The sequence below is a fragment of the Oceanobacillus picturae genome (assembly GCF_000612865.1).
GTDB lineage: Bacteria > Bacillota > Bacilli > Bacillales > Amphibacillaceae > Oceanobacillus_B > Oceanobacillus_B jordanicus.
This window is the reverse complement of sequence record NZ_CCAX010000001.1, coordinates 1,724,054-1,737,240: the sequence shown is the minus strand read 5'-3', so window position 1 is coordinate 1,737,240 and position 13,187 is coordinate 1,724,054. Positions and strand designations below refer to the sequence as shown.

10 protein-coding genes are annotated in these 13,187 nt (G+C 38.4%); all 10 read left to right on the top strand.

From position 1 onward, the window contains the following. Positions 1-223: 223 nt before the first annotated feature. The 10 genes from BN988_RS08780 to BN988_RS08735 all read left to right on the top strand — a co-directional run bounded on the left by BN988_RS08780 (position 224) and on the right by BN988_RS08735 (position 13,151). The gene (locus BN988_RS08780; RefSeq protein ID WP_036575289.1) at positions 224-1,513 is read left to right on the top strand and encodes a sugar ABC transporter substrate-binding protein; all 1,290 of its coding nucleotides are present in this window, start codon (positions 224-226) and stop codon (positions 1,511-1,513) included. 223 nt (positions 1,514-1,736) lie between these two features. Continuing rightward, positions 1,737-3,017 carry a carbohydrate ABC transporter permease gene (locus BN988_RS08775; protein ID WP_036575286.1) on the top strand — a complete coding sequence of 427 codons (1,281 nt, stop codon included), beginning with the start codon at positions 1,737-1,739 and terminating at the stop codon, positions 3,015-3,017. Position 3,018: 1 nt separating this feature from the next. Next, the gene (locus BN988_RS08770) at positions 3,019-3,861 is read left to right on the top strand and encodes a sugar ABC transporter permease (protein WP_036575284.1); all 843 of its coding nucleotides are present in this window, start codon (positions 3,019-3,021) and stop codon (positions 3,859-3,861) included. 37 nt (positions 3,862-3,898) lie between these two features. After that, the gene (locus BN988_RS08765; protein ID WP_036575281.1) at positions 3,899-6,241 is read left to right on the top strand and encodes a glycoside hydrolase family 31 protein; all 2,343 of its coding nucleotides are present in this window, start codon (positions 3,899-3,901) and stop codon (positions 6,239-6,241) included. Positions 6,242-6,275: 34 nt separating this feature from the next. Beyond that, complete coding sequence (locus BN988_RS08760) at positions 6,276-7,298, top strand: LacI family DNA-binding transcriptional regulator (RefSeq protein WP_036575278.1); 1,023 nt, start codon at positions 6,276-6,278, stop codon at positions 7,296-7,298. 211 nt (positions 7,299-7,509) lie between these two features. Continuing rightward, positions 7,510-8,469: an N-acetylglucosamine kinase gene (locus tag BN988_RS08755; protein WP_036575275.1), complete on the top strand. Its 960-nt coding sequence runs from the start codon at positions 7,510-7,512 to the stop codon at positions 8,467-8,469. A gap of 12 nt (positions 8,470-8,481) precedes the next feature. Beyond that, entirely contained in the window at positions 8,482-9,336 is an 855-nt protein-coding gene (locus BN988_RS08750; protein WP_036575273.1) for a MurR/RpiR family transcriptional regulator, read from the top strand. A 356-nt stretch (positions 9,337-9,692) separates the two neighbouring features. Continuing rightward, positions 9,693-10,607, top strand: coding sequence for an N-acetylmuramic acid 6-phosphate etherase (gene murQ, locus BN988_RS08745; protein ID WP_036575271.1), 915 nt, complete (start codon positions 9,693-9,695; stop codon positions 10,605-10,607). A 66-nt stretch (positions 10,608-10,673) separates the two neighbouring features. After that, the gene (locus BN988_RS08740) at positions 10,674-12,029 is read left to right on the top strand and encodes an ABC transporter substrate-binding protein (protein WP_036575268.1); all 1,356 of its coding nucleotides are present in this window, start codon (positions 10,674-10,676) and stop codon (positions 12,027-12,029) included. A gap of 228 nt (positions 12,030-12,257) precedes the next feature. Beyond that, complete coding sequence (locus tag BN988_RS08735; protein WP_036575266.1) at positions 12,258-13,151, top strand: carbohydrate ABC transporter permease; 894 nt, start codon at positions 12,258-12,260, stop codon at positions 13,149-13,151. The last annotated feature ends 36 nt before the right edge of the window (positions 13,152-13,187 follow it).

Sequence of the window (13,187 nt, the reverse complement as noted above, 5' to 3'; positions counted from 1 at the left end):
AAAAAATGTGTATTATAGTAACTTACTATTACTAAGAATAGTATAACAGAATAATAATTTAATGTAAGCGTTACCTGTATATCTAAACATAGAATAGTAAGGTGTTAAATTTATAGTTGTCTTTTTATGAAAACGCTGTATAATTAAATTTAAGTGATTGCGCAAACGATTTCACAGATATGGTCAATTGCTTACAAATTATTCCTAAGGGGAGGTCAATTAGATGAAGAAATGGTTAGGTGTATTATTTGCTTTAGTATTGATTATAGGTGTACTTGCAGCATGTGGCCCGGATGATGAGGCTGAGGAAGGCTCGACCGGATCTAATTCGGATGGCTCAGAAAATACAGATAGTACAGATAAACCTGAAAAACTTATTGTTTGGGAAGACCAGGATAAAGGAGTTGCACTAGAGGATGCAGCTGCTAAGTTTGAGGAAGAATATGGTATAAAAATTGAGTACCAAGAATACAACATAACTGAAATGCAAGAAAACATGGCTTTGGATGGGAATACTGAATCCGCACCTGATGTTGTAACAATGTCACATGATGGTGTAGGTCCGTCAGTAGTCAAAGGTTATATTGCACCAATTGAAGTGAGCGAAGACGTATTAAGTCAATATACAGAGTCTTCAGTTGAAGCATTTGAGTATGAAGGCAATTTATATGGTTTACCAAAAGCAACTGAAACACCCGTATTTATATACAATAAAGAATTACTACCAGAAGTTCCTGAAACACTAGATGAACTATATGAATTGTCACAAGAAAAATTAAATGGTGATGAATATGGATTCTTAGCTATTTGGGATGACTTCTATCATGCGCATGGTATCTTTCACGGGTTTGGGGGATATGTGTTCGGAGGAAATAATGATGATTCATCAGATATCGGCTTAAATAATGAAAAATCAGTTGAGGCGTTAGAATATATTCAAAAATGGTATGCAGAAGGATTATTCCCAAGTGGAATTATCGGAGAAACTTCAAATGACCAAATGAATGGTCTATTTAAGCAAGGGAAAGCAGTTGCAGTACAAAATGGTCCTTGGGCATTTAATGATTATAGAGATGCTGGTATTGATATCGGGATTGCTCCAATGCCTAATTTACCAAGTGGAGAACCTGTTGGTACATTTATGGGTGTTAAAGGTTGGTTTGTAACTAACTTTAAAGATAACCAAGAGTGGGCACAAAAATTTGTTGAGTTTGTTGCTAACGAAGAAAATGCAAAGAAAAGATATGAATTAACAGGAGAAATTCCTCCACTAGTATCCCTATTAGAAGATGAGCAATGGGTAAGTGAAAATGAAGGCGCAGCAGCTGTAATGGCTCAATCTAAAAACGCTGTAGCAATGCCATCTATTCCAGAAATGGCAGAAATATGGGACCCAATGCAAACTGCAATTCAAACAGTAGCTACTGATAAAGCTGAACCAAAAGAAGCACTAGAGGAAGCAGTTCAATTGATCAAGCAAAACATTGAAATGAATCATGGTGGAGCTAACTAATTTGCATGGGCGGTATCTTGTTAGTCAAGATACTGCCTTCCCTTTTACTAAAGGGATAGAATAAACGCATTATTTATAGGAAATAGAATGACCACTAACAAAGCTCCGCAAATTATATATATGTTCTTCTTAGTAAAAGGTGAAATTTAAATTATCGTGTTTACTATTTTAGTCATTAAAGCATTGAGTATTCTAATGTTGTAGAAGAGAGGAGTCTCTTTCAATGGATAATGTACATCAAACAAATCATAGAAAAATAGCTTTAGCGCTATCCATTATTCCAGGTATAGGACAAATTTATAACAAGCAATATATGAAAGGATTAATTTTTCTGGTACTAGGAACATCTTTCCTAATTGCTTTTTGGGACTTTATTGATCTTGGGATATGGGGGTTTATTACACTTGGGGAACAACTTCCAAGGGATAATTCAATTTTCCTTTTGGTATATGGGATAATTTCAATATTTTTACTTGCGATTGCTTTTATTTTTATGTACATCAATTTACGTGATGCATATAAAAATGGGAAAAAGCGAGATATGGGGCTACAATTGAATTCAATTCGTGGACAGTATCGCAATTTAGTTGATAATGGATTTCCATATCTAATGTTAAGTCCAGGTTTTTTCTTATTACTATTCGTTGTTATATTGCCAATCATATTTGTATTTTTACTAGCTTTTACAAACTATGATTTATATCATAACTGGCCAGCGCAATTAACGGATTGGATTGGTTTTGAGAATTTCAAAAAATTATTTACGATGGAAGTTTGGCGTAACACATTTTTTAGTGTTTTTGCTTGGACCATTATATGGACATTGGTTGCCACCACTCTTCAAATCGCTTTGGGCGTATTTTTAGCAATGTTGGTCAATCAAAAAGACCTTAAAGGGAAAGCAATTATTCGTACGTTGCTAATCTTACCTTGGGCAGTACCTGCTTTTGTTACTATTTTAATTTTCTCGGGTATGTTTAATGAATCTTTCGGTGCTATAAATACGACGATCTTATCTGCATTAGGAATTGATTCTATCCCATGGATGACCGATGCGATGTGGACAAGGTTAGCGTTAATTATGATTCAAACATGGCTTGGGTTTCCATTTATTTTTGTTATGGTTACCGGGGTTTTACAAGCAATACCAAATGAATTATATGAAGCAGCAACTGTTGATGGTGCCAGCGTATTCCAAAAGTTTAAACAGATTACATTTCCACTTGTCATGTTTTCCATTGCCCCGATATTGATCACGCAATATACGTTTAACTTTAATAACTTTAACGTTATATTCTTATTCAATAGCGGCGGACCTTCCATACCTGAACAAAATGCTGGTGGGACGGATATTCTAATTTCATGGATTTACAATTTGACGATGACAACACAGCAATACGGCATGGCTTCCGTAATAACGATGATTATGTCAGCTATTGTTATCACTATCGCAATTTGGCAATTTAGAAGAACAAAGTCATTCCAAGAAGAGGATATGATGTAATATGAATAAAAAACAATCAAAAATCGTGCGTATAACAGCAAGCTATTTCATTATCGCTATCATGGCAGTGGTAATTATTTATCCACTTGTCTGGGTTTTTGGCGCCTCCTTAACCCCTGGCACAAGTATTTCGAGTTCTAGTATTATTCCAGATAATCCTACATGGTCACATTATAAAGAGCTATTTAATTCAGAAGAGAGTCTTTATCTTACATGGTATTGGAATACCATCAAAGTAAGTATTCTTTCAATGCTTGCTTCTGTAATTACAATTAGTTTAATGGCTTATTCCTTCTCAAGATATCAATTTGTAGGAAGAAAAAATGGTCTTGTTACATTTTTAATTCTGCAGATGATTCCAAACTTTGCTGCACTTATTGCTATCTTTGTTCTAGCTAATGTGACAGGACTAATTAATACACATCTAGGCTTGATTCTTATTTATATCGGTGGTGCTATTCCGATGAATACATGGCTGATGAAGGGTTATTTAGAAACGATTCCTAAAGAATTAGATGAAAGTGCTCGAATGGATGGAGCAGGACATTTTCGTATCTTCTGGCAAATTATTATGCCATTAGCAAAACCTATGATTGCTGTTGTTGCCGTATTTTCATTTATCACACCGTTCACAGATTTTATCTTAGCAAAAGTCCTACTAAGGCAGCCAGAACAATATACACTAGCTGTTGGCTTATACGAGCTAGTGTCACGTCAATATGGTAGTGAGTTTACATTATTTGCTGCTGGTAGTATTTTAATCGCAGTTCCCATAGCCATCTTATTCTTATCGCTACAGAAGTATTTTGTATCTGGTTTAACTGCAGGTGGAATTAAAGGATAAGAATGATAGATTTTAAACGATTACAGGAGGTATTCTAATGCTTGAAGATACTAGCTTTGCTATTCATCCAGGAAAGGACCAGGCTTCAAAAGCAGTTGTTTACCGTGATATTGGTAACTTGATTGCAGAAGATTTTTCTACTATATATAAATTCACTTGTGAAAGTGGAAATGTAGCAATTCAATTTTATACAAGTTCGATTGTTAGAATTACAATGAATCCACAAACCGATCCAATATTAAACCAATCCAAATCGGTCATTGTGAAACCTGAAACAGTTAAGGTTGAAGCTAGTAGTAAGGGAGAATTTATAATCCTTGCTACTTCACAACTCCAACTAAAAATAAGAAAAGCTCCTTTCCGAGTTGATATTTTTGATAAACTAGGAAAAGAGCTGGTATCAGAAACCGAACGTGGCATGGCATACCGGGAAAATGGTGAAGTGGTAGCATTTAAAAAGATGTACGATTACGATCATTTCTATGGTTTTGGAGAAAAATCAGGTCATTTAGATAAACGAGATGAGAAATTTGAAATGTGGAACTCTGATGTTTATGCTCCTCATAATCCAGAAACAAATGCCTTATATGAATCTATTCCATACTTCATGACGCTGCGTAATGGAAGAGCACATGGTGTGTTTTTTGATAATACTTTTCGTTCAAAATTTGATATGGCATCTTCAGAAGAGTACTATACATTCTCAGCTGAGGGTGGTCAGCTAGATTATTATGTTATGGCTGGACCAGAACCGAAATCAGTCTTGGAGCAATATACGTATTTAACTGGAAGAATTCCACTTCCTTCAAAATGGTCACTAGGTTATCACCAATCCCGTTATAGCTACGAATCAGAAACAGAAGTACGTGAATTAGCACAGTATTTTATAGATAAGGATATCCCAGTTGATGTCATTCATTTGGATATTCATTATATGAATGGTTATCGAGTCTTTACTTTTGATAAGGAACGTTTTCCAAACCCAGAGAAATTAATTAGTGACTTACGTGAAATGGGGATTCGTGTAGTACCAATTGTCGATCCTGGGGTGAAAAAAGATGCTGAATATGCTATTTATCAAGAGGGAGTTAATGAGGATCTATTCTGTAAATATATAGAAGGTGAAACATATTTTGGGGAAGTTTGGCCTGGTGTTAGTGCATTCCCTGACTTTACAGAAGAAAAAGTTCGTAATTGGTGGGGAGAGAAGCACGCTTTTTACACTAATATAGGAGTCGAAGGCATATGGAATGACATGAATGAGCCAGCTGTTTTTAATGAATCGAAAACAATGGATCTTGAAGTCATGCATCGAAATGATGGAAAACCAACAACACATCGTGAGCTTCATAATGTATATGGGTTATTAATGGGGAAAGCAACTTATGAAGGCATGAAGCAACAATTAGATGGTAAACGACCATTTTTACTAACTCGTGCAGGGTATGCTGGTGTGCAACGATATGCATCAGTTTGGACAGGTGATAATCGTAGTTTTTGGGAACATCTTCAAATGTCGCTTCCGATGGTTATGAACTTAGGATTATCGGGTGTAGCCTTTACAGGGCCGGACGTTGGTGGATTTGCGCACGATACGAATGCCGAATTATTAACACGCTGGACCCAGGTTGGTGCTTTTACGCCATTCTTCCGTAATCACTCTGCAATCGGGTTCCGCTATCAGGAACCATGGCAGTTTGGTGAAAAATATGAAGCAATTATGAAGCGTTACATTCAAATGCGTTATGAGTGGATGCCGCAACTATACAGTCTGTTTTATGAAGCAAGTCAAAAAGGACTGCCGGTTATGCGACCATTGCTAATGGAATATCCTCAGGATGAAAAAACGTATAACTTAAATGATCAATTCATGCTTGGAGATAATGTGATTTTTGCACCAATATTACAACCAGCAATAACAGACCGTGCTGTTTATTTACCAAAAGGAAATTGGGTAGAATTTTCAACGGGAGAGGTTTTTGAAGGAGAAAAGACATACTTAATCCATGCTGAACTTGAAGATTTACCGATTTTTGTAAAGCAAGGAACAGCATTGATGCAAGGAGAATGGGTTTCCAATACTCAAAAAACTCCCCGAAATGTAAATATGAATATATATGCTGGTATAGCAGGCGAAAAATATCAATTTACGTATTATGACGATGATGGTGAAACATTTGCTCATGAAGAAGGGAATTATCTGAAGTTAGATATTGAGGTTATTTCAACAAATGCTAAGGTTGAAGTTAATGTTGTTCAAAAACAAGGGAATTTTATTCCTGAATATAAAGAGATTACTATAAATGGTATTGGATTACATGATGGCCAGGTGCTTTTAATAAATGGTCAACAAAGAAACACTATACCTGTGGTTAATTAAAAGGTCTTTCCAAAAAAACTAGAGGGTGAAGGTAATGGTAACAATTAAAGATGTAGCAAAGGCAACAGGGGTTTCACCTTCTACTGTGTCACGAGTGATTGCCGATAATCCAAGAATAAGTCCAGATACGAAAAAGAAGGTTCGCAAAGCAATGAAGGACCTGGGATACCACCCAAACGTAAACGCCCGGAATCTTGTCGCGAAATCAACAAAAGCAATCGGCGTTATTCTGCCATCTTCTGCTGATAAATCATTGCAAAATCCTTTTTTTCCCGAAGTACTAAGAGGAATTGGTTCCATCACACATAAAATGCAGTATTCCATGACACTATCGAGTGGAGATACAGAGGAAGAGATATTTAATGAAGTGGAACGTATGGTTTATGGTAGCTATGTTGACGGGGTTATTCTGCTGTATTCCCGTGTAAACGATCGGATTACGGATTTCTTAATCGAAACAAACTTCCCTTTTGTTATTGTCGGAAAGCCGTATGATAATGTAAGCAATATTACGCATGTGGACAATGATAACTTTAAAGCAGGCAAAGACATCACCTCCTATCTAATTGAGCAAGGGCATGAACGAATTGCTTTCATAGGTGGTGCGAAGGATTTATTTGTGACAGTTGACCGGGAAGCTGGCTATGAGGCGGCAATGCGAGAGGCGGGCATTTCAGAAAATCCGGCGTATAAATTGCACACCGAGTTTTTAAAATCTGGTGGTAGGGAAGCAGTAGAAAAGCTCCTGTCACTTGATGTGAAGCCAACAGGCGTTGTCGTAACAGATGACCTGATGAGTTTAGGGGTGCTAAGTACGTTGGAGGAGCTGGGCTTCCATGTTCCTTTTGATATGTCGTTGGTAAGTTTTAATAATGTCTATTTATCGGAGATAACCAGGCCTGCTTTAACGACGGTGGATGTACAAATCCATCAGCTTGGAGCACAGTCAGCAAAAGCGCTGATTGAATTGACACTTAATAAGGACGAACCGGCTAAGCGAATTATTATCCCGCATCAAATTGTCTACAGGGATTCAGTAAGTAAAATAGAAAAATAGTGGAAGATAGCTCTGTTCTCAGGAATGGAGCTATTTCTTTGTAGATAGGGAGTTCAGTTCTGTATCGAAAACTTTCCTGATATTTTCAACTTGTTTGCTATAAAAGTAAATGAAATTTTATGTTATAATAATATTTCAATAATTACTTATGAATTTAAAATAAAATTTTGTAATGTGTGTTGGATAATCAATCAAGCGGGGAGGGAGACAAATGGCATATTATATTGGAATAGATGGTGGAGGTACGAAAACTAATGCTGTATTGGCAGATGAGAAAGGGAACATTTTATCACAGGCTATCAGTGGGGCAAGTAATCCAAATGCTGTCGGGGAGCAAGAGCTTAGCCAAGTGTTCCAAACCCTTTTTCTAAAATTGGATAACGAGGGAAAAACACCGCTAAAGAATGTAAAATGGGTGTATGCCGGCATTGCCGGGTCAGCCAATCCAGCTAATCGAACCTTATTAGAAAGTATCCTTTCCAAGCTCCTTCCACATGCAACTGTTTTTGTTGAGCCGGATGCTGTTTGCGCCTTATATTCTGGGACGTATGGGGGAGCGGGGATCGTTCAGATTGCTGGCACAGGTTCCATTACATACGGGATGAATGAAGCTGGTGATCAAGGAAGAGTAGGCGGATGGGGCTATTTATTTGGTGATGAGGGCAGTGGTTATGCGATAGGCAGAGCAGGCGTAACGGAGGCGTTGAAATCGGTTGATGGGAGAGGGGAACCTACCATTCTGCTTGAGATGCTTTACGAGCATTTTCAAGTTTCGCAAGCCCAGGAGCTTATAAAGAAAGTCTATAATGCCAAACAACCGAAAACGATTATTGCGCCATTATCCCGAATTGTATTTCAAGCATATGCCCAAGAAGATCTCGTGGCACAAGCTATCTTACAACAGGCTGCCAAAGACATTGCTTCCCAAATTATGGCACTATATCGTACACTATTTACTGGTGATGAGAAAACAAAGGTCGTGCTTTGTGGTGGTGTTTTTCAAGAGAAAGCCGTGATGCCATTCCTTTTAAAGGACTATTTGGAAAATATTCCAATCACCCTCGTGCAACCAGAATTTCCACCAGTGGCTGGTTCGCTAATCGGAGCATACAAACAAGCAACTATTCAAGTAAGCCGAAATATGTTAGAGCAGATGAAAAATACACAATAAGAAGGTGAAGTCATGGCACATGTTAAAGGCGGACTCGTGATTTTGAAAGAAATGGTGAACAGTCTGTCACCATCAGAGCGTAAGGTTGCAACATATATTATTGACCATCCACAGGAAGCGATCCATCTCACGGCACTCGGTCTAGGGGAAAAAAGTAATACAAGTAGTGCAGCAGTGATTCGGCTTTGTAAATCACTTGGCGTTAAAGGATTTCAGGAATTAAAAATTCGAGTAGCTGGGGATCTCCAGACAGATGATGCAACCGTTTACCGGGATATTGAGCCGAATGAAACCTATAAAAGTATTATAGACAAAGTGACAGCAAATACAGTGCAAACATTGAAGGAAACAGTGGATATTATCGATGAGAATCAATTGAAAAAGGCGGTAGAAGCATTAGCGAATGCAAATTCTATCGTACTCGCTGGGGTGGGTGCGTCTTATATTGCTGCCAAGGATGGAGAGCAAAAGTTTCAGCGAATCGATAAAAATGCCTATTCCTTTTCAGACATTCATTTAGCAGCAACACTGATTGCAAACAAAGGAAAAGGAGATGTCGTGATCGGGATATCTTTTTCTGGGGACACACAGGAAGTTGCCAAATTGCTTCAGTTGGCAAAACAACGTGACATTACAACGATAGGGATAACGAAATATGGAAATTCCCTTGTAAGCCAATACGCTGATATTTTATTACATACGTCTGCAGCAAAGGAAGCAACCTTTCGCAGCGGGGCTACCTCGTCTCGGATTGCCCAGCTACATGTCGTTGATATGTTATTGATGTGTCTTGCATCCAACCATTATGAAGAAACAATCCAACACCTTGATGCATCAAGAGAAGCGGTCATGTTTTTACGTGATTAACTAGATAAATCTAGCGTCCAACGGCTCCAACTTAAGCTAGGTAGAGATAAGTTTTACTGAAAAAGTTTAAGCAAAGGGACGCTTTATATGCTTTGTGAAATTTTATTTCTTATTTTAAAAATAAAATTGACAAAAAATATCATTCACCCTATAATATAAACAACTAAACAAAGAGCTGCACAGACACCTATGACAAATTGGAGTACGCTGGCAGATGAAAGAAGTCGGTAGAATTAAAGAATTTTTTTACGGGCTTCCTTATAGAAAATGTATGAAAGCGCTTTAATTATAGTAAGAGTCCCCAATTGAAATTTTATTTTATTTCAGCTTTTAGCAGATAAGGAGATTATATACATATGAACCTATCTAATCTTGCCGGATTGGTTACGGAGCAAAGAAATCCTAATTCTATGAATCTGGATGGAATGCCAACTCGCGACATCCTACAGCTTATAAATGATGAAGATAAACAGGTCGCTTTAGCAGTGGAAAAAGTCCTGCCACAAATCGAGACAGTCGTCACACATGTATACAATGCATTAAAAAATGGTGGAAGGTTATTCTATGTCGGTGCTGGTACGAGTGGACGACTTGGTGTTATGGATGCATCCGAGTGCCCACCAACCTTTATGACGCCACCGGAATTAGTCCAGACGGTCATGGCTGGTGGAAACGGTGCTTTTTTCGAAGCGGTTGAGGGAGCAGAGGATCAAGAAGAACAGGGAGCTCTTGATATTACAGATCGCAATGTGACTGCAGCGGATGTTGTGATTGGGATTACCGCTAGTGGAAGAACACCATATCCAATTGGAGCTGTGAAATATGCCAAGAAAATTGGTGCATTTACAGCTTCGCTTACTAGCAATAAAGACTCTGAAATTAGCAGTTTTGTAGACTGTCCAATGGAAGTAATCGTAGGACCTGAAATTTTAACTGGCTCTACCCGAATGAAAGCTGCAACCTCACATAAAATGGTATTAAACATGATTAGTACAGCCGTTATGGTGAAACTTGGAAAAGTTTATGAGAATCTTATGGTCGATGTCCATGCAAGCAACTATAAGCTGAAGGAAAGGGCAAAGCGAAATGTGATTGCCATTACGGAGGCAAGTTATGAATCAGCTGAGGAAGCATTGGAAAAAACCGATTATAAAGTAAAACCAGCCATTATTATGTTGAAGACAGGAAAGAGTCTCCAAGAAGTAGACGTTGCCCTAATTGCTACAGCTGGTAATGTACGAGAAGCAATCAAGTCCTTAATAGGGGAATAACATGAACGGCATTAATAGCCTTCGTGTGTTTCATATAATAGTAATTAAACAAAGGGGGATTTTAGGATGAAGGGAATAAAGAAAAGCCACATCTTGTTTCTGTTTGTTGCCATGCTGCTAATCGCATTCACTGTCGCCTGCTCGAATGATGAAGATGCAGGTGGAGAGGCAGATTCAGATGGTAATGATTCAGGTAGTAGCGAGGGTGGTATTTCAGGAGATTTAGAGCTTCAGTATTTTGTAGGGGGATACGGGGATTCTTGGTGGAAAGAAGTAATTGCAGGTTTTAAAGAAGAGTACCCAGATGTAAATGTTATCGAGCATGCCGGACCGAATATTAACGAAGAAATGCGGTCGCGTTGGGTATCCAATGATCCACCTGATGTCGTGTATATCGACGGGGCTGGATCTAGTGAAGCACAAATGGTAGAAGATGGGCAGCTTATGAATCTATCAGATTGGCTTCAAGATATTGAGCTAGAAAACGGAGACAAACTTGTTGACAGTTTTATTGTAGAGCCAGCGAATTATGATGGGGATGTCTACACGCTTCCACTTGTATTTGATACATGGGGAACATGGTATGACAGAGCAAAATTTGAGGATAAAGGCTATGAAGTACCAACAGATTTTGAAAGTCTAATGAGTTCGATGGAAGAAATTAAGGAAAGTGAAGGGATCGATCCATTTGTAACAAGTGGGCAGCATCCATATTACTTCCTTCGTGGAGCGCTTTATCCTGCATTTGGAGCAGCCGGGGGAGAAGAGTTGTTAACAGATGTTATCCAAGGTGCTGAAGGAGCTTGGACAAGTGAACCAGTTCTGGAAATAATGAAGCGAGTAGAAAGAATGGCAGACGAAGGAATGTTTGATTCTGGTCTTGGTGCACTTAACCATACCCAATCACAAATGAATTTCCTTTTAGGTGACAATGCCTTTATTCCAGTAGGATTCTGGTTACCAAATGAAATGAAAAATGATATTCCAGAGGGCTTTGAGTTTGGGTTCATTCCATCCCCAATGCAAGCACCTGATGAAACATATGCTATCGTACCAGATTTACGTCCACTTGCTATTGCAGAAAACGCGGAAAATCCAGAAGCTGCAAAAGCATTTGTAGAGTTTGCTTTCACACGTGAATATGCAATGTCATTCTCTGAGCATACAGGCGCGATCATGAACCTTACAGAGGTTGACCTAACGCAAAGCGACAAGGTACCAGCATATTTAACAGAAGCAAATGCAATGATCAATGATCCAGAACAAGTACAAATTTACAACAAGCCACATCCAATGAGTGCTGATTTAGAAACACCGGTTGGAAATGCGCTTATGTCACTAATGCTGGGTAATTCAACAGCAGAGGAATTTGTAGAAGAAGCAGAAAAGGCAGCTGCAGAGTATCGCGGCAGTAACGAATAGGAAAACAGGTATCAGCAGGAGTCTTATCTCTCCTGCTGATCCACTTTTTCAATCACGTCCAGTTCCAAGCGCCAAAAACTAGGTGACTTCCCAAAGTGCCCTACGATAAGTCATCATCGATTCGTGTCTCATCGTGATTCCTTTATCTCAGTTACTTTGGTCCAGCCACTACGTTTTTAAACGGCGCGTGTCACTTTTGTTCAATCAAATTAATGAAAGAGGGATAAAATGGTACAGTCAAAAAAGCAAAAATACCTATTTCTGGCTTTTTGTTTAATCCCAACCTTTATCTTGTTTGCCATATTTACGCTTTATCCGCTGTTTAGTGGTCTGTACTATTCATTTTTTGATTGGTCAGGCTCCTCGCAAAACAAGGACTTTGTTGGCTTGGCGAACTACATAAAGCTTGTGAAAGATGCAATCATACCAAATACGATTATCCATGACTATTTCCTTGTAGCTACAAAAGTAATTGGCATTATGGTTATGGCATTGTTTTTTGCTGTAGCCCTAACCCAACTTAAAATTAAGGAAGCACCATTTTATCGTATTGTTTTCTTTTTCCCCAATATAATGAGTGTCGTCGTCATCGGGATTCTTTGGACATTTATTTACAATCCTAATCTTGGTCTAGTTAACTCAGGGCTTGAATTTATTGGGTTAGAAAGCTTAGCAAAACCATGGCTAGGAGACGAGGATTGGGCATTGCCAAGTCTTGTATTGCCATCGGTTTGGGCAGGTATTGGGTTATTTATGCTTTTACTAATGGGCGGAATATCCAATGTTTCAAAAAGCTATTATGAAGCAGCAGAATTGGACGGTGCATCAGAATGGCAGCAATTTTGGAAGGTAACACTCCCACTTATCTGGCCTCAGGTGAAAATCTCCATACTCTATATCGTGATTACCACATTAAATGGCTCCTTTATTATTGTACAGGTCATGACGGGTGGTGGGCCAAATAACGCTACACATGTAATGGGCTCTTATCTTTACCAGCAGGCCTTTGTACAATATAACTTCGGCTATGGTGCCACAATCGGTGTAATGATTTTGATCATCTCCTTACTGACTGTCTTAATTCTTCAGTTCATTATGCGCCGAGATAAAGTAGAGTACTAACTAGCACGGATTACCGATAAAGAGGAGGAATTTATT